17 protein-coding genes and 4 tRNA genes are annotated in these 21,189 nt (G+C 62.0%); 8 read left to right on the top strand and 13 right to left on the bottom strand.

From position 1 onward, the window contains the following. Positions 1–179: 179 nt before the first annotated feature. The 7 genes from BMY98_RS04165 to BMY98_RS04135 all read right to left on the bottom strand — a co-directional run bounded on the left by BMY98_RS04165 (position 180) and on the right by BMY98_RS04135 (position 7,007). Positions 180–1,409 carry a sugar MFS transporter gene (locus tag BMY98_RS04165; protein ID WP_074885095.1) on the bottom strand — a complete coding sequence of 410 codons (1,230 nt, stop codon included), beginning with the start codon at positions 1,407–1,409 and terminating at the stop codon, positions 180–182. Between the two features lie 188 nt (positions 1,410–1,597). Further along, positions 1,598–1,948 carry an L-rhamnose mutarotase gene (locus BMY98_RS04160; RefSeq protein ID WP_074885092.1) on the bottom strand — a complete coding sequence of 117 codons (351 nt, stop codon included), beginning with the start codon at positions 1,946–1,948 and terminating at the stop codon, positions 1,598–1,600. A gap of 8 nt (positions 1,949–1,956) precedes the next feature. After that, positions 1,957–2,733, bottom strand: a complete 777-nt coding sequence (locus BMY98_RS04155; protein WP_074885089.1) for an L-fucose dehydrogenase — start codon at positions 2,731–2,733, stop codon at positions 1,957–1,959. Beyond that, positions 2,730–3,623, bottom strand: a complete 894-nt coding sequence (locus BMY98_RS04150) for an amidohydrolase family protein (RefSeq protein ID WP_074885086.1) — start codon at positions 3,621–3,623, stop codon at positions 2,730–2,732. The genes BMY98_RS04155 and BMY98_RS04150 overlap by 4 nt, the downstream gene beginning before the upstream one ends. A gap of 156 nt (positions 3,624–3,779) precedes the next feature. Further along, a complete protein-coding gene (locus BMY98_RS04145) occupies positions 3,780–5,057 on the bottom strand; it encodes an L-fuconate dehydratase (RefSeq protein WP_074885084.1) in 1,278 nt (425 codons plus the stop codon). Between the two features lie 298 nt (positions 5,058–5,355). After that, entirely contained in the window at positions 5,356–6,201 is an 846-nt protein-coding gene (locus BMY98_RS04140) for a fumarylacetoacetate hydrolase family protein (RefSeq protein WP_074885081.1), read from the bottom strand. A gap of 65 nt (positions 6,202–6,266) precedes the next feature. Then, positions 6,267–7,007, bottom strand: a complete 741-nt coding sequence (locus tag BMY98_RS04135; protein WP_074885079.1) for an SDR family oxidoreductase — start codon at positions 7,005–7,007, stop codon at positions 6,267–6,269. Positions 7,008–7,254: 247 nt separating this feature from the next. On the opposite strand from BMY98_RS04135, the gene BMY98_RS04130 reads away from it, so the two are divergent. After that, the gene (locus tag BMY98_RS04130; protein WP_074885077.1) at positions 7,255–8,016 is read left to right on the top strand and encodes a FadR/GntR family transcriptional regulator; all 762 of its coding nucleotides are present in this window, start codon (positions 7,255–7,257) and stop codon (positions 8,014–8,016) included. Positions 8,017–8,218: 202 nt separating this feature from the next. Here the strand turns inward: BMY98_RS04130 and BMY98_RS04125 are convergent, their stop codons facing one another. The 4 genes from BMY98_RS04125 to BMY98_RS04110 all read right to left on the bottom strand — a co-directional run bounded on the left by BMY98_RS04125 (position 8,219) and on the right by BMY98_RS04110 (position 13,035). Next, positions 8,219–9,052 carry an oxidoreductase gene (locus BMY98_RS04125; RefSeq protein WP_074885074.1) on the bottom strand — a complete coding sequence of 278 codons (834 nt, stop codon included), beginning with the start codon at positions 9,050–9,052 and terminating at the stop codon, positions 8,219–8,221. Between the two features lie 269 nt (positions 9,053–9,321). Beyond that, entirely contained in the window at positions 9,322–10,647 is a 1,326-nt protein-coding gene (locus tag BMY98_RS04120; RefSeq protein WP_074885347.1) for an MFS transporter, read from the bottom strand. Between the two features lie 350 nt (positions 10,648–10,997). Continuing rightward, positions 10,998–11,282, bottom strand: a complete 285-nt coding sequence (locus tag BMY98_RS04115; protein ID WP_074885071.1) for a hypothetical protein — start codon at positions 11,280–11,282, stop codon at positions 10,998–11,000. Positions 11,283–11,838: 556 nt separating this feature from the next. Further along, positions 11,839–13,035, bottom strand: a complete 1,197-nt coding sequence (locus BMY98_RS04110; protein WP_074885068.1) for an amino acid aminotransferase — start codon at positions 13,033–13,035, stop codon at positions 11,839–11,841. Positions 13,036–13,369: 334 nt separating this feature from the next. Between BMY98_RS04110 and uvrB the strand changes: the two genes are divergently transcribed. Further along, positions 13,370–15,385 carry an excinuclease ABC subunit UvrB gene (uvrB, locus tag BMY98_RS04105; RefSeq protein ID WP_074885065.1) on the top strand — a complete coding sequence of 672 codons (2,016 nt, stop codon included), beginning with the start codon at positions 13,370–13,372 and terminating at the stop codon, positions 15,383–15,385. A gap of 18 nt (positions 15,386–15,403) precedes the next feature. On the opposite strand, the gene BMY98_RS04100 is transcribed toward uvrB, so the two are convergent. Then, positions 15,404–16,954 (bottom strand): MDR family MFS transporter, encoded by a 1,551-nt coding sequence (locus BMY98_RS04100; RefSeq protein ID WP_074885060.1) that lies wholly within the window; start codon positions 16,952–16,954, stop codon positions 15,404–15,406. Further along, positions 16,944–17,999 (bottom strand): HlyD family secretion protein, encoded by a 1,056-nt coding sequence (locus BMY98_RS04095; protein ID WP_074885055.1) that lies wholly within the window; start codon positions 17,997–17,999, stop codon positions 16,944–16,946. Before BMY98_RS04095 ends, BMY98_RS04100 begins: the two co-directional genes overlap by 11 nt. A gap of 257 nt (positions 18,000–18,256) precedes the next feature. Between BMY98_RS04095 and gltX the strand changes: the two genes are divergently transcribed. The 6 genes from gltX to BMY98_RS04065 form a co-directional block, all read left to right on the top strand. Next, on the top strand, positions 18,257–19,738 hold the full coding sequence (gene gltX / locus BMY98_RS04090; RefSeq protein WP_074885052.1) for a glutamate--tRNA ligase: 1,482 nt from the start codon (positions 18,257–18,259) through the stop codon (positions 19,736–19,738). Positions 19,739–19,956: 218 nt separating this feature from the next. After that, positions 19,957–20,032: transfer RNA gene (locus tag BMY98_RS04085), tRNA-Ala, on the top strand. Positions 20,033–20,115: 83 nt separating this feature from the next. Continuing rightward, positions 20,116–20,191: transfer RNA gene (locus tag BMY98_RS04080), tRNA-Glu, on the top strand. Positions 20,192–20,246: 55 nt separating this feature from the next. Beyond that, a tRNA-Ala gene (locus BMY98_RS04075) sits at positions 20,247–20,322 on the top strand. A 52-nt stretch (positions 20,323–20,374) separates the two neighbouring features. Next, positions 20,375–20,450 (top strand) — tRNA-Glu (locus BMY98_RS04070). A gap of 208 nt (positions 20,451–20,658) precedes the next feature. Then, on the top strand, positions 20,659–21,189 hold a 531-nt coding region (locus BMY98_RS04065), incomplete at its 3' end, for a TetR/AcrR family transcriptional regulator (protein WP_074885050.1).

The following is a 21,189-nucleotide window of genomic DNA, read 5'->3' as shown; positions in this document are numbered from 1 at the left end:
CCCCGACGCTCTGCGTCGATGAAACGACGCACATTCCGGGTTTTGCGCGAGGCGACGCGGAGCGTCACGGGATGCATACCCACGCAGAGCGCGGGCACGATCATTGGGACTGGCTGAAACTCGATAGTAGGACCGGCTTCAGCCGGGAAAGCGTCAGTCGTCACACCGCAAAAGCAAGATCACGCCTCCCGCCCACGCAACCCGGCACGCCCATAAAACGCCACCACCACAAAACATCCCAGGGGCAGCAGGTACGCCAGCGCCGTGGAGAAGTGGTCCGCCACCAGTCCCATGAAATACGGCATCAGCGCGCCGCCGACGATAGCCATGATCAGGAACGAGCTGCCGCGTTTGGTGTGCGGGCCGAGGTTTTTCACACCCATGGCGAAGATGGTCGGGAACATGATCGACATGAAGAAGAACACCGCGACCAGCGCCACCACGGACAGGCTTTCCACCCCACTGACCACCACCGCGCACAGCGCGACGTTGATCCACGCGTACACCATCAACAACCGCTGCGCCGAAATACGACCCATCAGCCAGGTGCTGAAGAAACGCCCGCACATGAAGCAGATCATCGCCACCGACAGCAGGTACGCGGCGCTCTGGCTGGTCATGCTGGCCCAGTGCTCGGTGACGTAGTTGATGAAGAACGCGCCGACACCCACCTGCGCCGCCACGTAGAAGAACTGCGTGACCACGCCACCGACGAATTCGCGGTGCTGCCAGAGGGTCTTGTTGTCGTGGCGTTGAATGCTCGATTCCTGCTCGCGCAGATCGGGCATCGGCGTGCGGGCAAACAGCGCCGCCACCAGCAGGACGATCACGGCGATCACCACGTAGGTGGTTTGCAGCGAACTGTTGTCACTGCTGGCGTTGTTGCCGAAGAACAGCGCGCCACCCAGCAGCGGCCCGACGAACTGGCCAAGGCCATTGAACGACTGCGCCAGATTGAGTCGTCGCTCGGCGCCTTTCGGATCCCCCAGCACGGTGGCGTAGGGATTGGCCGCCGTTTCCAGACAACCCAGCCCCAGGGCGATGACGAACAGCGCAAGCAGGAAGAACGGGAAGCTCGCCGCGTTGGCCGCCGGCATGAACAGCAACGCGCCAGCCGCATACAGACACAGGCCCAGCAGGATCCCGGCTTTATAGCCGAAGCGGTCCATCAAAAAGCCGGCGGGCAGGGCGATGATGAAGTACGCGCCGAAGTAGGCGGCCTGCAGCAGCCCGGACTGAGCCTTGCTGACGTGCAGCGTTTCCTGAAAGTGCTTGTTCAATACGTCGAGCAGCCCGTACGACAGGCCCCAGAGAAAAAACAGGCTGGTCACCAGCATCAACGCCACCCGCACCGACGGCTCAGCGTGCCGGTACACCCCAGTCTGGACTTTGCTTTGTTTGGTCAACATAACGCTCTCCTTTTTGTTGTTGTTCAAGCGTGCAGCGTGATGAAGCAGGTGCCTGGTTAATGCCGAGATCGCATCAATCCACGGACCTGTAGGAGCGCGCTTGCCCGCGATTGCAATACATCAGCCGCCAGTGATGTTGAATGGGCCGGCACAATCGCGAGCCAGCTCGCTCCCACAATTGAGGCGCTTCAAGGCGGCTGATCCGCCAGGCTAAAAATCTGCGCCATGGGCTGCCATTTATTGCCCGGATCGGTCCACGGCGTCGGCTTCTGAAACCGCCACATCAACGCCTCCCATTCCTGCACCTTGGGATTGTCCGCTGACGCCTGATCCATCGCGTCCGCGCTGAAGCCCGGCGCCGTGTCCATGACCATGAACAGCCGCGTGCCCAGTCGCCAGATCTGCATGTCCAGCACGCCCTGGCCGCGCAGGTGCCCGGCAATCTCCGGCCAGATGCGCCGATGCAACTGCTCATACTCGGCAATCAACGCCTCGTCATCGGCCAGGTCCAGGGCCAGACAGAACCGCTGCGCAGCCATGCCGGTACTCATGTCAGTGCCCGGTCGAGGTGGGTATAGCCGCCGTCGACCACCAGCCATTGCCCGGTGGTGTGGGACGCCCGCGGGGACAGCAAGAACAGCACGCTGTCGGCGATCTCCGTCGGCGTGGTCATGCGCTGGCCGAGGGGGATTTTTTCGACGATCTTCGCCAGCTTCGCGTCAGGGTTGTCGAAGCTGGCAATCCAGCGCTCGTACAGCGGCGTCATGACTTCGGCCGGAATCACCGCGTTCACCCTCACGCCATCGCTCAACAAAGACGCCGCCCATTCCCGGGTCAGCGAGAGTTGCGCACCTTTCGACGCGGTGTAGCCGCTGGTGCCGCCCTGACCGGTGAGGGCGGTCTTGGAGCCGATGTTGACGATGGCACCCTTGCTGGCCTTCAGCGCGTCGACGCACAAATGCGCCATGACGTAGTAGTGAATGAGGTTCTTCTCCAGCGACTCGATAAAGGCGCTGCGACCGGCCTCCAGTCCGACGTTGTCATTGACCCCGGCGTTGTTGACCAGCCCGTCGATGCGCCCGAAACGCTCCAGCACCTGGCTCACCGCCGCCGCACATTCGGCCTCATCGCGCAGCTCGACCTGGACGAACAGGGTCTGCGGCTGGCGTCTGTCCAGCTCGGCGGCCAATTCGGCAGGCAGCGGCTGATTGGCGAAGATCACCGGGATCGCACCTTCTTCGGCCAGCCCCAGCGAGATGGCCGCGCCAATCCCCGAGCCGCCGCCGGTGACGATGATGATTTTGTCTTGCAGGTGCAGATTCATGGGCAGTTTCCTTGCAGGCCATAGAGGCGAATGGCGGTACCGCCGCGCAGCGCGTTTTGCTCATCGACGGAGAGTGTGCTGATGGCGGATTCAAACAGCTGGTGAACGTCGCTGTAGCTGCCGGCGATCTGACAGACCGGCCAGTCGGAACCGAACATCAGTCGCTGCGGCCCGAACAATTCCAGCGCCAGATAGAAATACGGCAGCAGTTCCACCGGTCGCCAGCGTTGCCAGTCGGCTTCGGTAATCAACCCGGAGAGTTTGCAGGCGACGTGGGGCAGGGCGGCCAGCGGGGCGAGCCGATCGGCCCAGGCGATGGGATCTTCCAGGGACAGGTCGGGTTTGCCGAGGTGATCGAGGATCAAGTGATGCTGATCGTGCCGCCGGCAGAAGTCAGTGGCGGCGTGCAGGTCTTTGTCTTTTATCAGCACGTCGTACGTCAGCCCGAGGGTTTGCAGCTGCCGCATACCCCGGGCGAACGCCGGGTCCTGCAAAAACAGCGAGGGCGCCGGTTCGTCCTGGACCAGGTGACGGAGGCCGACCAGTTTTTGCGCGCCTTTATGAGGGTCGCCCCAGCGTGCGAGTTGCACGTCGAGATCATCCGCGCGCAGATCCGCCCAGCCGACCACCCCGAAGATCCACGGATGCTCAGCCGCATGGGACAGGAGTGCATCCGTGTCATCGATACTGTGCCGCGCCTGCACCGCGATGCAGCCGTCGATCCCGTGCTGATCGAGCAGCGGTTTCAAATCCCCCGGCAGAAAATCCCGCTGCAACGCGGCATGGCGCTGGTCAATCCAAGGGTAATTCCTGGCTTCGTAAGTCCAGAAATGCTGGTGGGCATCCACCCGCAAGGGCGGTGCCGGAACGCTTGAGTGTCGGGACGACATTGTTGTTGTACTCCGTCCGTTTCATGCCTGGCGCAAGTTACGCGCGGGCGCGCATTTGCAGGAGCCGGCTTGCTGGCGAATACGATGGGCCAGGCGCCCCGGCAGCGTCTGAACGCACGCATTCGCCAGCAAGCCGGCTCCCACAGAGATTTATGCTCATTTCACGTACGCATACCGCTCCCGCGAAGCGGCCTTCATCTGAATCGAGAAACCCGGTGCGGCCGGCGGCAGATACGCCGCATCGCGAATCACACACGGGTCTTCAAAGTGCTCATGCAGGTGATCGACGTACTCCACCACCCGACCTTCATGGGTGCCGGCGATGCACAGAAAGTCGATCATCGACAGGTGCTGCACGTACTCGCACAGGCCGACGCCGCCGGCATGGGGACAGACCGGCAGCTGGTATTTGGCAGCCATCAACATCACCGCCAGCACCTCGTTGACCCCGCCGAGGCGGCAGGCGTCGATCTGCACCACGTCGATGGCGCCGCGCATGATCAGTTGCTTGAAGACGATGCGGTTCTGGCACATCTCACCCGTCGCTACCTTCACCGGGTGGACGCCAAGACGGATCGTGCGATGGCCCTCGACGTCGTCGGGGCTGGTCGGCTCTTCGATGAACCAGGGCTTGGCGAACGCCAGCTCGCGGACCCAGTCGATGGCTTCTTTGACCTCCCAGACCTGATTGGCGTCGATCATCAGATGGCGATCCGGCCCCAGCACTTCCCGGGCGATGCGCACGCGGCGAATGTCGTCCTGCAGGTCGCGACCGACCTTGAGTTTGATGTGGGAAAAACCGCCATCGACCGCTTCCTGACACAGTCGGCGCAACTTGTCGTCCGGGTAGCCCAGCCAGCCCGCCGAGGTGGTGTAGCAGGGGTAACCGTCGGCGAGCAGCGTCCGCAGCCGTTGCGCCTTGCCCTCGGCGCGCTCGGTCAGCAGAGCCAGGGCTTCGTCCGGTGTCAGGCAGTCGGTGATGTAGCGGAAATCGATGCAGCGCACCAGTTGCTCCGGGGTCATTTCCGCCACCAGTTGCCACACCGGTTTGCCCTCGGACTTGGCCCACAGGTCCCAGGTGGCATTGACCACGGCGCCGGTCGCCAGGTGAATCGCGCCCTTGTCCGGGCCGATCCAGCGTAACTGGCTGTCGCTGGTGACGTGGCGCCAGAAACGGCCCATGTCTTCGGCTATCCACTCCAGCTTCAAGCCGACCATCACGCCGGCCAGTGCGTTGATCGCGGCACAACAGATCTCGTTGCCGCGCCCGATGGTGAAGGTCAGGCCGTGGCCTTGCAGGGTGGGGTGATCGGTTTCAAGGATGACGTAGGCCGCCGAGTAATCGGGGTCCGGGTTCATCGCGTCGGAGCCGTCGAGGAATTGCGACGTGGGGAAACGAATGTCTTCAACGCGCAAGGCGGTGATGGTGGTCATGGCGGGTCCCTTTGGCATTGTTATGGGCAGCGCGGTTTGCTTTGGAACTTGGGAAAAATCTGTCTACTTGCTACCCCATGGATCTCCGCGGGATGGAGATCCTTGTAGGAGTGACCGGGGTGGCGCTCCACCTTGCTCGCGAACGCTGTGGATAAGGCAACGCGGATGCGCCAGACCCATAGTTTTCGCGACCGTCGTAACCTCCGATTGCTCCTACAGTGGATTTGCGTGTGCCCCGAATTTTGACCCGATGACCTGTAGGAGCAAGGTGGAGCGCCACACCGGTCACTCCTATAGGTCATGCGTCGACAGTAAGCTGCTGCTGTTCACCCAACCCTTCAATCCCCAGACGCATGGTCTGGCCGGCGCGCAGGAACACTGGCTCCGGCTTGATGCCGAGGCCCACGCCCGGCGGCGTGCCGGTGGAAATCACGTCGCCCGGTTGCAGGCTCATGAACTGGCTCAGGTAGCTGACCAGTTTGGGGATCTGAAAAATCATCGTTCGCGTGTTGCCGTTCTGGTAGCGCTTGCCGTCGACTTCCAGCCACAGGTTGAGCTGGTGCGGGTCGACGATTTCATCGCGGGTCACCAGCCACGGACCGATCGGCCCGAAGGTGTCGCAACCCTTGCCCTTGTCCCAGGTGCCGCCGCGTTCGAGCTGGAATTCACGCTCGGAGACGTCATTGATCACGCAATAACCCGCCACATGTTCCAGCGCATCGGCCTCGTCGATGTAACGACCGCCCTTGCCGATGACCACGCCCAGCTCGACTTCCCAGTCGGTCTTCTTCGAATTGCGCGGGATTTCCACATTGTCGTTGGGGCCGACGATGGCGCTGGTCCACTTGTTGAAAATGATCGGCTCTTTAGGAATGTCCGCGCCGGTTTCAGCGGCGTGGTCGGCGTAGTTGAGGCCGATGCAGATGAACTTGCCGATCTGGCCGACGCAAGGGCCGATACGCGGACTGCCTTCCACCAGCGGCAGGCTGTTGACGTCTTGGGACTGCAAGTGCGCGATGCTTTCCGGGCTCAGCGCGGTGCCCGACAGGTCACCGATGAGATCGGTGAGATCGCGAATGCGGCCGTCGCTGTCCAGCAGGCCAGGGCGTTCTTGACCGGGTTCGCCGTAACGCAGCAATTTCATGGGGTGTCCTCTAAAGGTGATTGATCAGAGTTCGGTGTAACGAATACGCGGGATGGGCGGCGGGCTCAATTGCTCCAGCCACCGTCGATGATCTGCGCAGTGCCGGTGGTAAAACCGCTGGCGGACGAACCGAGGTACAGCGCCAATTGGGCAATTTCCTCGGGCGTGCCCAGGCGTCCCATGGGCTGGCGCGCTTCGAACGCCGCGTACACCTCGGCCTCCTCACGGCCCTCGCGCGCCGCCTGATCGGCTACGCGCTGACGCAGGGAAGGGGATTCCACGGTGCCGGGGCATATGCAGTTGCAGCGGATGTTCTGCCCGACAAAGTCGGCGGCGACCGAGCGGGTGATGCCGATGACGGCGGCCTTGCTCGCGCAGTAGGCGAAGCGGTTGGGCACGCCCTTGATGGCCGAGGCGACCGACGACATGTTGATGATCGAGCCGCCGCCGTTGGCCAGCATCGCCGGCAGAAACGCGCGGATCATCTTGTACATCGCAGTGACGTTGAGATCGAAGGCGAAGCGCCAGTCGTCTTCGGAGCATTCGAGGATATTGCCGCTGTGCACCACGCCTGCGCAGTTGAACAGCACGTCCAGCGCGCCTACTTCGGCGGCCAGCCGTTCGATGGCGGCGTGATCGGTGACGTCGAGCACACGTTTCTGCACGCCTTGGAGGTGGTCCAGCGCTGCACCGTTGATGTCGACGGCGAAGACTTCCGCGCCGGCTTTGAGATACGCCTGGACGCTGGCTTGACCGATGCCCTGGGCGGCGGCTGTGATGAGCACTCGCTTACCGGTGAGGTCCATGTTGATCCCTTGTTTTTATTGTTGAGACGACCTGTCTGCGTACGGGGCTTTCGAGGTCTGTTGATCGAACCAGTGCAGCGCATCGAGTTGGGTCTGAAACACGCCGAACCCCGTTGGGTTTTGCTATGCTCCGCTCACTGCAGCGCTCCAATGGTCAGGCCATTGGTCCTGTTTTTAGCACTTGTCTTTGACCGCAACAAGGCCATTTGTCGATCCAGTGCGCTGAAAATTTCCGAGCCGATGCCCGATGCCAATCCAAGTAATTGATAACCAGAGACTTTATCGCCAGATCGCCGATCAGCTGCGCGCGTTGATCGACAGCGGTGAATTTCCGCCGGGCAGCCGCCTGCCGGCCGAACGTGAACTGGCCAAGATGCTGGGGGTGAGCCGGGCGTCGGTGCGCGAGGCGATGATCGCGCTGGAGGTGATCGGGCTGGTGGATGTGCGCGTCGGTAATGGCGTGCTGGTCTGCGAACCGCCGGGGCAGAAGCTGTCCGATGAACCGGTGATGACCCAGGTCACCCGGGATCAGTGGAAGGACGTCGACCCGGAGCTGGGCATCGAGGTGGATTTCAGCGCGGAGATTCCGCCGTTTGCCCTGCTTCAGGCGCGTCGGCTGATCGAACCGGAAGCGGCGGCGCTTGCCGCGCAAAACGCCAGCGATGAAGAACTCGACGCGATCCGCGAGGCCTTCGAACGCAACGCCCGGGACAACCGCGAGCATTCCCACACCCACCCCGGCGATCGCCTGTTCCACATTCGCATCGCCCAGGCCTCGGGCAATCCGGCCTATGCGCTGATGATCAAGCACCTGCTCGGGCATCAGTACGGCAGCATGTTCCAGCGCTTGCAGGCGCACTACACCTCCGACGACATGCCGTTCCGCTCCGAGCACGAACACCGCCTGATCCTCGACGCCCTGCAAAACCGGGATGCAGAAGCCGCGAGGCAGGCGATGGCGGAGCATCTGGATGAAGTGATCCGGATATTCAGCCGCGGTGGGGTGTAGCTGAGGTCTGTTGTCGGACCAGACGTCACTCTTGTTGGCTGACGCGCACCCTGTAGGAGCGCGCTTGCCCGCGAAGGCTTGGGTACAGACGACACACATGCATCGTGTATCGGCCATTTCGCGGGCAAGCGCGCTCCTACACGTGTTGCGGTGGCGGCTGAAATATCAGCGTATCAGCACACGCGACCGAATGAGTCCTCACTCACCCATCCGTCGACCGCGACACTTCTTCCCATTCCGCAAACTCAGCCTCCAGCTGCGCGAGCTTCTCCCGCACCAGCTTCAACGCATCGCTGCCCAGCAACAGATGCGCCGGCGGGTTGGGGCTGTCGATCAGTTTGAGCATCGCGTCGGCAGCCTTGACCGGATCCCCCGGCTGCTTCCCACTGCGCTCTTCGCGGGCCTTGCGGATCGGGTCGAAGCTGGCGTCGTATTCGGTAATCTGCCGCGCCGTACGCTGCATCGAGCGGCCGGCCCAGTCCGTGCGAAACGAACCCGGCGCCACCGCCGTGACAAACACATTGAAAGGCTTCAGCTCTTTGCTCAGGGATTCCGAAATGCCTTCCAGGGCGAACTTGCTGCCGTGGTAGTAGGAAATCCCCGGCATCGTGATGAAGCCGCCCATGGAGGTGACGTTGAGGATGTGCCCGCGGCGGCGCTGACGGAACAGCGGCACGAAGGCCTTGATAATCGCCACCGCGCCGAACACGTTGACGTCGAACTGCCGACGCAAGTCCTCCAGCGGCGACTCTTCCAGAATGCCTTCGTGACCATAGCCGGCGTTGTTGACCAGCACGTCGATGGGCCCGAACGCGTTGTCGACCTCGGCCACCACGCGGTCGATGGCGTCGAAATCAGTGACGTCCAGCAGCACGCCGTGGGCGCGACCGGGTGCCTGGGCTTGAAATGCCTGCACGGCGTCTTCATTGCGCAGGGTGCCGATCACCGTATGACCCGCCGCCAGCGCCTGTTGCGCCAGCGCTTGACCGAAGCCGCTGCTGACACCGGTGATGAACAGGGTTTTTGATGTGCTCATTGTGGGTTTCCTCTCGGGGCCGAAGCCGTTGATCGATGGTCGATGCTTGAAGTCCCCCATGGTAGGAACCCTGCGCGCCAAACCGATCACCCAGTCCTACGCGATGATTGCCTGATCCTGCCCTGGCCCGGCGCTGCCCCGGCGCAACTGCCGGTCATCCTGTAGGAGTGAGCTTGCTCGCGATCAGGGCGTGCCAGTTACAGGTGAATCAACTGACACACCGCGATCGCGAGCAAGCTCTCTCCTACAAGGTGCAGAAGGCCTGCACTTCACACCCGCGGGTTGGCGGTGTTTTTGGTCACCAGACGCAAACCGCTTGCGACACTCCCCACTGCGGCAAAGCCCGCGCCGATGCTCAAGGCCAGCACGGGGCCGTGGGTGCTGGAAATGCCGAAACTCAAGGCCACCAGCGCCCCGCCCGTGGCCTGGCCGATCAGGCGTGCCGTTGCAATCGTGCCGCTGGCGCCGCTGGAGCGTTCCTTCGGCGCGCTGGTCATCAACGCTTTCTGGTTCGGCGCCTGGAAGAAACCGAAGCCGATGCCGCACAGCATCATCCGCGCGATGATGGACATCACGCTGGCATCGGCGGGCATGGTTGCCAGGGAAATCATTCCCAGGCAGAGCATGGCCAGGCCAATCCCGCCCAGCAGCCCAGGGGCGTAACGGTCAGACAGGCGCCCGGCGAACGGCGCGATCATCGCCACCACTACCGACCACGGCGTCATCAGAAACCCGGTCTGGATCGGGTCGCGGCTCAGGGTGCTTTCAAAAAAGAACGGCAGCGAGACGAAGGCCAGGCCTTGGGTGGCGAACGAACAGAACGCCGTCAGTGCCGACAGCGCAAACAGCGGCCGCTTGAGCAAATCCAGGGGAAACATCGGCGCAGGGTGCCCGGCCTCGCGCTTGAGCATCAATGCGCCGCCCACCAGAAAAACCGCCAGGGCGATCAGCACGCTGGTCATGGAGCCCAGTTGCGCCGCCTGACTCAGGGCAAAGATCAGCGCGCCAAAGGTGATGACGTTGAGCACCGCAGTGAAGCGGTCGAAGGTCAGACTGCCAAGGCGGGTGGCGGGCAGCGAATTCCAGGCGAACACGAGGGCAAACAGGCCGATGGGCAGGTTGATTGCGAACAGCCACGGCCAGCTCGCCACCGACAACACCAGTGAGGCAACCGTCGGACCGATGGAGAACGAGGTGCCCACCACCAGCGCATTCATGCCCAGCCCGCGGCCGAGCCGTTCGTGGGGGAAGATCGAGCCGATCAGCGCGGCGTTGACGCTCATGATCGCGCTGGCACCGATGCCCTGCAGGACGCGGGCGATGGTCAGCGTGGGCAATGACCAGGACAGCGCACACAGTGCCGAAGACACCACGAAAAGAATCAGCCCGCCCAGATACACCTTGCGATGGCCAAGCACACCCCCCAACGCCGCGAACGGCAACAGCGTGGCGACGGCGGCGAGCTGGTAAGCGTTGATTATCCATACCGACGCTGCCGGCGAGGCGTGCAAATCAGCCGCGATGGCGGGGAGGGCAGTGTTGGCGATGGCGGTGTCGAGGGTCGCCAAGGCGATGGACATCAGAATCGCCGCCATGCCGCGAAATTCGCGGGGCGTGAGCTTATTACCGACGCGCGGGGCATCCTGAGTGGCGGGCTGGACCATTATCGACAACGCTCCGGGGATGAACTTCAGGCAGGTCTGCGGGCGCAGACGAAGGCGTGATGGTGCCGTTTTGTTAGGGTGCTACGCAATGAAAGATCCGCGAGAGTGAGCGGATGGCGACGGCACAAGGTTGTGGATGTGCGGGAATGGCTGCGCTCCACCTGACAAGGAGCCGGCTTGCTGGCGAACGCGTCAGTTCAGTTATGAAACGGTCGGCTGACACTCGGCATTCGCCAGCAAGCCGGCTCGGGTGGGATCAGGCAAGCATTCAGAGAATCACCTCAACCCCCCGCCGTATCGATGTCCTTATCCAGCTCACCGGTCTGCCGTTCCTCTTTGGTGGTGTCCGGAGACTCATGCTCTTCAGGCTCGAAATCAGGTGTGAAACTGTTCTCGCCCGTCAGGTTGCCATCGTTCTCCTGACTCTGCGCGCCGTCCTCGGACTGGCTCTGCGACCCGCCCTGGTTCCTCAACGCATCGTTCTGCGCCAGGGTACTGTCCGGCGTTTCTGGATTAATCGCTGGATCGTTGCGGTTGACGGTTTGATCACTGTTCTGGGTAGCCATATGCACCTCTTCTGTCATATCCCGTTCACGGGACGTACAGATATCGAGGGCAACTAAGGGCAAGGGTTCGATCAAAGTGCTGATCGGCAATTTCGTAGCGTGCCCACCGACGCCTTCCCGGCCAAAGCCAGTCCCACTAAACACCGCGTACCCCTGTGGGACCGGCTTCAACCAGGAAGCTGTCGATCTGCTGCTGATCTGCTTCTGATCTGCTTTTGATCTGCTTTTGATCTTCGTACACAGAAAGTCCAGACACCGCCAATCGCGACTTGGGTGCAGGCTGAACGCAGACGACGCGGAGTGGGCCGAGCCGCATGGATGCGGCGAGAGCGCCGTCAGGACATGGATGTCCGTTCGGCGCGGGCCCACGGAGCGTCGTCGGAGTGAGGGTATTCCGACGCAGGAGGAACCCAACCAGGAGCAAGCACCCTTGGTTACTTGGGGTGCTTTTCCAAGTAACTCGCCGAAGGCGAAACGTCTGCCCCCAGGCAGACGCTTGTGATCCAGATCTTGATCTTGATCTTGATCTTGATCTCCCAAGCGCCAGCGCTGCTTTTTAGATAACGGCCAGGATCGCCGCTGTAACCGCCCCGATATTCCCCTGATTCAACGCCGCCACACAAATCCGCCCGGTATCCAACGCATAAATCCCGAACTCATTGCGCAGACGATGAACCTGCGGCGTCGTCAGACCCGAATACGAAAACATCCCCCGCTGCCGCGCGACAAAACTGAAATCCTGCCCCGCCGCATTATTCGCCAGACGCTGGGTCATCTCCTCACGCATCCCGCGAATCCGCAGGCGCATCTCGCCCAGCTCCGCCTCCCACTTCGCACGCAACTCCGGGCTGTTCAACACCGTCGCCACAATCGACGCACCATGGGTCGGCGGGTTCGAATAGTTCGTGCGGATCACACGCTTCACCTGCGACAACACCCGCGCCGTCTCTTCTTTCGAATCGGTCACGATCGACAACGCACCGACCCGCTCGCCATACAGCGAAAACGACTTCGAAAACGAACTGGAAGCAAAAAACGTCATGCCGCTCTGCGCGAACAAACGTACCGCCGCAGCGTCCTCGTCGATGCCGTCACCGAAGCCCTGATAGGCCATGTCCAGAAACGGCACATGCCCCTTGGCTTTGAGTACCTCTAGGACCTTCTTCCAGTCTTCCAGGGTCAGGTCAACGCCGGTCGGGTTGTGGCAGCAGGCGTGCAGCACGACGATCGAGCCGGACGGCAGGTTCTGCAAATCTTCCAGCATCCCCGTGCGATTCACGTCATGGGTGGCGGCGTCGTAGTAACGATAATTCTGCACCGGGAAACCGGCAGTCTCGAACAGCGCGCGGTGGTTTTCCCAGCTCGGGTCGCTGATCGCCACGACGGCGTCAGGGGAGAGCTGTTTGAGGAAGTCAGCGCCGATTTTCAAAGCGCCAGTGCCGCCGACCGCCTGGACCGTCATCACCCGGCCCGAGGCCAGCAGCGGCGACTCGGCGCCAAACAGCAGGGTTTGCACAGCTTTGTCATAGGCAGCGATGCCATCGATCGGCAGGTAGCCGCGGGGCAGATGTTGAGCTACCCGGTTTTCTTCCGCTTCGACAACGGCGCGCAGCAGCGGAATTTTCCCTTCTTCGTTGCTGTAGACGCCTACACCCAGGTTGACCTTGGTCGTACGGGTATCGGCGTTGAATGCTTCGTTGAGGCCCAGGATAGGATCGCGTGGTGCCATTTCGACAGCGGAGAACAGGCTCATTGTGCGGGGGCTCTGAGTGGGGAGTGAATGGGTCGCGTCGCTCCAGCCGATTGCACTAGAGCGGTGCACAAACGGGGAGCAAGTATAAAGCCCCTCGCCAGTGCGGGCGACAGGCCGGGACCGGTTTTTCCGGGTTTTTCGCGAAATTTTTCGACCGTTAGTCCCGTGCCGCGGACTAATCTGCGGAGGGTGGCTTGAAAGGTGGCGCAGTCGACTCCACTTGTAGTCCCATCACTTTCTTCTATGTACGTCTTTTCCCTGGCGGGATCAGCCGTTCGTGCTCAATTGCGTTGCTGCCGGATGTATCTGGCAGTGGCCCCTCCAGAGGTACGTTATGTCCGAGTTTCAGCTCGTTACCCGTTTTGAGCCGGCCGGCGATCAACCGGAGGCGATTCGTCAGTTGGTCGAAGGCATCGACGCCGGCCTGTCGCACCAGACCCTGCTCGGCGTGACCGGTTCGGGCAAGACCTTCAGCATCGCCAACGTCATTCAGCAAGTGCAGCGCCCGACCCTGGTGCTGGCGCCGAACAAAACCCTGGCCGCCCAGCTGTACGGCGAGTTCAAGGCGTTTTTCCCGAACAACTCGGTCGAATACTTCGTTTCCTACTACGACTACTATCAGCCGGAAGCCTACGTACCGTCGTCGGACACCTTCATCGAGAAGGACGCGTCGATCAACGACCACATCGAGCAGATGCGCCTGTCCGCGACCAAGGCGTTGCTGGAGCGCAAGGACTCGATCATCGTCACCACGGTGTCGTGCATCTACGGTCTGGGCAGTCCGGAAACCTACCTGCGCATGGTTCTGCACGTGGATCGCGGCGACAAGCTCGACCAGCGCGCCTTGCTGCGCCGTCTGGCCGACCTGCAATACACCCGCAACGACATGGATTTCGCCCGGGCGACCTTTCGGGTGCGCGGCGACGTCATCGACGTTTTTCCGGCTGAATCTGATCTGGAAGCCATCCGCATCGAGCTGTTCGATGACGAAGTCGAAAGCCTTTCGGCGTTCGACCCGCTGACCGGCGAGGTCATTCGCAAACTGCCGCGCTTCACCTTCTACCCGAAGAGCCACTACGTGACCCCGCGGGAAACCCTGCTGGACGCGATGGAAGGCATCAAGGTCGAGCTGCAGGAACGTCTGGAATACCTGCGCGGCGCCAACAAGCTGGTGGAGGCGCAACGTCTGGAGCAGCGCACCCGTTTCGACCTGGAGATGATCCTCGAACTGGGTTACTGCAACGGCATCGAAAACTACTCGCGCTACCTGTCCGGCCGTCCTTCCGGCGCGCCGCCGCCGACGCTGTACGATTACTTGCCCGCTGATGCGCTGCTGGTGATCGACGAATCCCACGTCAGCGTGCCCCAGGTCGGCGCCATGTATAAGGGCGACCGTTCGCGTAAAGAGACGCTGGTGGAATATGGTTTCCGCCTTCCGTCCGCGCTGGACAACCGGCCGATGCGTTTCGATGAGTGGGAGAATGTCAGCCCGCAGACCATTTTCGTGTCAGCGACGCCGGGTAACTACGAGGCCGAGCACGCGGGCCGCATCGTCGAGCAGGTGGTGCGACCGACCGGTCTGGTGGACCCGCAGATCGAAATCCGTCCGGCGCTGACCCAGGTCGACGACTTGCTCTCGGAAATCCACAAGCGCGTGGCGATCGAGGAGCGTGTGCTGGTGACCACGCTGACCAAGCGCATGTCCGAAGATCTCACCGATTACCTGGCCGACCACGGCGTGCGCGTGCGTTACCTGCACTCGGACATCGACACCGTCGAGCGCGTCGAGATCATCCGCGACCTGCGCCTGGGCACCTTCGACGTGCTGGTGGGGATCAACCTGCTGCGCGAGGGCCTCGACATGCCGGAAGTGTCGCTGGTGGCGATTCTCGATGCCGACAAGGAAGGCTTCCTGCGTTCCGAGCGCTCGCTGATCCAGACCATCGGCCGCGCCGCGCGTAACCTCAACGGCCGTGCGATCCTGTACGCCGACCGCATCACCGGCTCCATGGAGCGCGCGATTGGCGAAACCGATCGCCGTCGCGAAAAGCAGATCGCCTTCAACCTGGCCAACGGCATCACGCCGAAAAGCGTGATCAAGGACGTCGCCGACATCATGGAAGGCGCCACCGTGCCCGGCTCGCGCAGCAAGAAGCGCAAGGGCATGGCCAAGGCCGCCGAGGAAAACGCCAAGTACGAAGCCGAACTGCGCTCGCCGAGCGAAATCACCAAGCGCATTCGTCAGTTGGAAGAGAAGATGTACCAACTGGCCCGCGACCTGGAATTCGAAGCCGCAGCACAGATGCGGGACGAGATCGGCAAACTTCGAGAGCGCTTGCTGGCAGTTTGATTCAAGGGGCGGCGCGTGTCAGTGCGCCGCGCCACTCTTGACCCCCGACGGCAACTTCCGCGTCAACAGCACCGCCAGCATGCTGACCCCCAAGGCAATCCCGACAAAATGAAACGCGTCGTTGTAGGCCATGATCGCTGCCTGTTGATGGGCGATCTCGCTGAGCTTGCCCAGGGCCGCCGTTTCGCTGCCCAGCCGGTCGGTGAGCATTGCCATGCGTTCGGCGACTTGCGGGTTGGCAGGGGAGATCGATTCGCGCAAATAGTCGAAGTAGGTCTTGGTTCGCGCATCCAGCAACGTTGCCAGCAGCGCAATGCCGATGGCGCCGCCCAGATTGCGTAGAATGTTGAACAGGCTCGACGCCGACCCCGCATCCTGGGGCTGAATGAACGCTGTGGCGATCAGGGAAATGGTCACCATGATCAGCGGCTGACCCAGCGCTCGCACGAGCTGAATCTGATTGAACTGCGGCCCGGCGAAATCCGGATTGAGCACGCCGGACGAAAAGCTTGCCAGCCCGAACAGACCAAACCCCAGCGTACACAGCAACTTCGGCGAAATAACCTTCATCAGTTGCGGCACAAGCGGAATCAGAAACAGCTGGGGCACGCCCATCCACATGATCACCTCGCCGATCTGCTGGGCGTTGTAGCCCTGAATCTGCGCCAGATACAGCGGCAGCAGATAGATCGAGCCATACAAGCCGACGCCCATGCCCACGCTGGAAATACTCGACAGACCGAAATTGCGGTTGCCGAGAATGCCCAGGTTGATCAGCGGTTTCGCCTTGGAAAACTGAATGATCACAAAGCTGATCAGGCTCACCAGCGCAATGCTGCCCAGCCCGACGATCAGGTTCGATTCCAGCCAATCCTTGCGATGCCCCTCTTCAAGAAACACCTGCAGGCAGCCCAGCCCGACGCCCAGGGTGAGGATGCCGGCGTAGTCGGTGCTCTTGAGCAATTCCCAGTGCGGCGCCTTTTTCTCCAGGCCGTACAGCAGGCCGCCAATCATCACCAGCCCCGGCGGGATGTTGATGTAAAAAATGTACTCCCAACCGAAGTTCTCCGTCAGCCAGCCGCCCAGGGTCGGGCCGATGGAGGGGGCGAAGGTGGCGGTCATGGCAAACAGCGCCATGCCCTTGGCCCGGTGATGCTCCGGCAGTTTGATCAAGGTCAGGGTGAACGCCAGGGGGATCAGCGCGCCGCCAGTGAAACCCTGCATGGCGCGAAAGACGATCATGCTCTCCAGGCTCCAGGCCATTGAGCAGAGCAGGGACGACAGCAGAAACCCCACCGACACCCAGACTGCCAGGCGCCGCGCCGAGAGCAGCTGCACCAGCCAGGCCGTCAGCGGGATCATGATGATTTCCGCCACCAGGTACGAGGTGGAAATCCACGAGCCTTCTTCCAGGGTCGCCGACAGCGCGCCCTGAATGTCCTTGAGCGACGAGTTGGTGATCTGGATATCGAGGACCGCCATGAACGCGCCGAGCATCACACTCATCACGGCAATCCAGTCGCGCCGGGTCGGCTCGCCGACCGGGCGGATCAGCTCGTCACTGGCCATGTCGGGCGTCGTTCGGCGGCCGGATATCGACTGAAACGGTCACCGACATGCCCGGGCGGATCTTGCCGTGCAGCGGGTTGTCCGGCGCGAACGTCAGCTTGACCGGTATGCGCTGCACGACTTTGGTGAAGTTGCCCGTGGCGTTGTCAGGCGGCAGCAGGCTGAACTGGGCACCGGAGGCGGCAAAGAGACTGTCGACGCGGCCGTCGATGGGCGTGCCGGGAAAACTGTCGAACGTCAGCTGGGCGACCTGACCGATCTCCATGTGCTCGATCTGGGTTTCCTTGAAATTGGCCTGCACCCAGATGTCTTCGTCAGGCACGATCGACAGCAGGTACGCGCCGGCCTGAACGAACTGGCCATTGCGCGCCGCCCGCTGGCCGACCAGCCCGCTGAGGGGCGAGTGGATTTCGGTGCGCTGCACATTGATCTGCGCCTGGGCCAGGTCGGCGCGAGCGGTGGCGATCTGCGCGTCGAGGCGCTTGATCTCGGCGTTCAGCGCGTTGACCTGCTGGCGCTGACTCTGGGCGTCGGCCTGGGCCTTGGTGACCTGGGAGCGGGCGACGTTGCTGTCGGCGGTCATGGTCGTGACCTGGGCTTCCGAAACGAAGCCCGGCGTGCGCAGTTTTTGCAGCCGCGCCAGGTCCAGTTGCGTGCGCCCGAGGGTCGCCTGATTCGCTTGCACCTGCGCATCGCTGGCGGCGATCAGGCTCGACTGCTGGGTCAAACGGCTCTGCGCTTGCAGACGCTCCGCTTCGCGGGTTGCCAGTGTCGCCTGAGCCCGGTCGATGGCCAGGCGGAAATCATCCGGCTCAAGCCGCACCAGCAACTGGCCTTTTTCCACGTGCTGGTTGTCCTGCACCAACACCTCGTTGATCCGCGCGCCGAGCTGGCTGGACACCCGGGTGATTTCACCCTGCACGTAGGCGTTGTCGGTGGACTCGTGAAAGCGTCCCTTCAGGTACCACTGGGCGAAGAAGGCGAGGGCGATCAGCAGGACCACCACGAAGAAAATGAACAGGCGGCGCTTGAGTTGGGCGGGCATGGGCGTTCTGGATTATTGGAATGTAAGCAAATTTATCAGGGTTACGGCTCTGGCACCTAGCCATCGTCGCGATCATGACCGCCACTGATGGCGAGGCATTCGTTTTAACACGCGTCGCAACGTGTGCCGGGCGGCGAGGGCGGGGCCGCTTGTCCTGCCATCGCCACGATTCTGCGGTCCATCAAGCGCCGGTGCTGGAGCCGCGCAGGCCGCGCCTGTTAATATTCGCGGCTTGTTCGACCTATCCGGGATTTTCCATGACCACCGTTCGCACCCGCATCGCGCCATCGCCCACCGGCGACCCCCACGTTGGCACGGCCTACATCGCGCTGTTCAACTATTGCTTCGCCAAGCAGCATGGCGGCGAATTCATCCTGCGCATTGAAGACACCGATCAACTGCGCTCGACCCGCGAGTCCGAACAACAGATTTTCGACGCCCTGCGCTGGCTCGGCATCGAGTGGAGCGAAGGCCCCGACGTCGGCGGTCCCCATGGTCCGTATCGCCAGAGCGAGCGCGGCGACATTTACAAGAAGTATGTGCAGGAACTGGTCGACGCCGGCCATGCCTTCCCGTGCTTCTGCACCGCTGAAGAGCTTGACCAGATGCGCGCCGAGCAGACCGCCCGTGGTGAAACCCCGCGCTACGACGGCCGCGCGCTGCTGCTGTCGAAAGAAGAAGTCGAGCGCCGCCTGGCCGCCGGTGAACCCCATGTGATCCGCATGAAGGTGCCGAGCGAAGGCGTCTGCGTAGTGCCGGACCTCCTGCGTGGCGAAGTCGAAATCCCGTGGGACCGCATGGACATGCAGGTCCTGATGAAGACCGACGGCCTGCCGACCTACTTCCTGGCCAATGTCGTCGACGACCACCTGATGGGCATCACTCACGTGTTGCGCGGCGAAGAGTGGCTGCCGTCGGCGCCCAAGCTGATCCTGCTCTACGAATACTTCGGCTGGGAAAAACCGGCGCTGTGCTACATGCCGCTGCTGCGTAACCCGGACAAGAGCAAGCTGTCCAAGCGCAAGAACCCGACCTCGGTGACGTTCTACGAGCGCATGGGCTTCATGCCGGAAGCGATGCTCAATTACCTCGGTCGCATGGGCTGGTCGATGCCCGACGAGCGCGAGAAGTTCTCGCTGGACGAAATGGTCGAGCACTTCGACCTGACCCGCGTGTCCCTGGGCGGCCCGATTTTCGACATCGAGAAACTGTCGTGGCTCAACGGTCAGTGGCTGCGTGAACTGCCGGTGGAAGAGTTCGCCACCCGTGTGCAGAAGTGGGCGTTCAACAGCGACTACATGATGAAGATCGCCCCCCACGTTCAGGGCCGGGTCGAGACCTTCAGCCAGATCGCACCGCTGGGCGGTTTCTTCTTCGCCGGTGGCGTGACCCCGGACGCCAAGCTGTTCGAGCACAAGAAGCTGTCGCCGGAACAGGTGCGCCAGATCATTCAGCTGATTTTGTGGAAGCTGGAATCCCTGCGTCAGTGGGAGAAGGACAAGATCACCGGTTGCATTCAGGCAGTGGTCGAGCACCTGGAATTGAAACTGCGTGACGCCATGCCACTGATGTTTGCGGCCATTACCGGTCAGGCGAACTCGGTATCGGTCACCGATGCGATGGAGATTCTGGGCCCGGACCTGACCCGTTTCCGTCTGCGCCAGGCGCTGGACATGCTGGGCGGCGTGTCCAAGAAAGAGAACAAAGAGTGGGAAAAGCTGCTCGGCGCCATCGGCTGATTGGCTACCTGGGCGAGCCCGGGCCATTGAGCGATCGCCCGATGGCCCGGCGTGCGGCGTTTTTCCGGGAGGCGGTAAGTGATTGTTATCCCGGAAAATTCTTTTGGAATTGTTTGAAAAAGAGTTTGACAGCTTTGTGGGTCGCACTTAATATGCGCCCCGTCCACACGGCAACGCAGAAACACGCGGTAACGCGGCGTTCTACGTAAGTGTATTGTGGGGCTTTAGCTCAGCTGGGAGAGCGCCTGCATGGCATGCAGGAGGTCAGCGGTTCGATCCCGCTAAGCTCCACCAAATTAGAAGCTTCAAGGTTAGTTTCAATGCCTTGAAGTTTGTCCCGCTTCGGAACCAGCACCGATGCGGTACACAAGGGTTACGTCCCCTTCGTCTAGTGGCCTAGGACACCGCCCTTTCACGGCGGTAACAGGGGTTCGAGTCCCCTAGGGGACGCCAGTTTTACCGAGTGAGGCCGTTGTTAAAGCTGATCTCCGCCGAGAGGCGTAAATTCGGGGCTTTAGCTCAGCTGGGAGAGCGCCTGCATGGCATGCAGGAGGTCAGCGGTTCGATCCCGCTAAGCTCCACCAATTTCGCCAGGGTTCGTCATTGCGGCACGACGAACCTGACTGAAGGTTTTGCGTCCCCTTCGTCTAGTGGCCTAGGACACCGCCCTTTCACGGCGGTAACAGGGGTTCGAGTCCCCTAGGGGACGCCACGATTTCTCGCTCTGCGAGACCAAGGGTCATTCGATTATTGAATGGCCTTTTGTTTTTCCGGGGTTTGAGTTCTCAGTCCCTTCTTGGTTGATCTCGTCTTCGTTCATCCCTCATCCCGTCCGCCTGTCAGTCATCTCAAATGCCCGATGCGTTCTTGCCAAGGCACATGATGAAGATAATATTATCGCCATCCTCCCGGAGGCGGTCATGAATGACAAAAAAGCACAGACCCGCAAACGTATTCTCACTGCTGCCAGCACCGCATTGATCGCGCGCGGCCCGATCGAGCCCAGCGTCAACGAGATCATGGGCGCAGCCGGGCTAACGGTGGGCGGCTTCTACGCGCATTTCGACAGCAAGGAAGCGCTGATGCTGGAAGCGTTCAGCCAGTTGCTGGCCGAACGCCGCGAGATGGTGGCGAGCATCGACGACCGATTGCCGGGTGAAGAGCGCCGTGCGCTGCTGGCGGCGTTCTACCTGTCGCGAAGGCACCGCGATGCACAAGACCGCGCATGCCCGTTGCCGACGGCGATCGGGGAGATGGCGCGTCTGTCCGACGACTTCCGCAACGCACTGGCGGAACACGTCGAACTGATGGTGGCGCAGCTCGCTGCCAGCCCTGAAGAAACCGACAAGACCCTGGCGGACATCGCATTGATGGTCGGCGGGCTGGCACTCGCCCGAGCCCTGGGCCCCGGCGAGCTGTCGGATCGCGTGCTGAGGGCGGCGAAGTCGGCA

The sequence above is a fragment of the Pseudomonas graminis genome (genome assembly GCF_900111735.1).
Taxonomy (GTDB): domain Bacteria; phylum Pseudomonadota; class Gammaproteobacteria; order Pseudomonadales; family Pseudomonadaceae; genus Aquipseudomonas; species Aquipseudomonas graminis.
The sequence above is the reverse complement of the archived record's forward strand: the minus strand, read 5'-3'. Positions and strand labels throughout refer to the sequence as shown.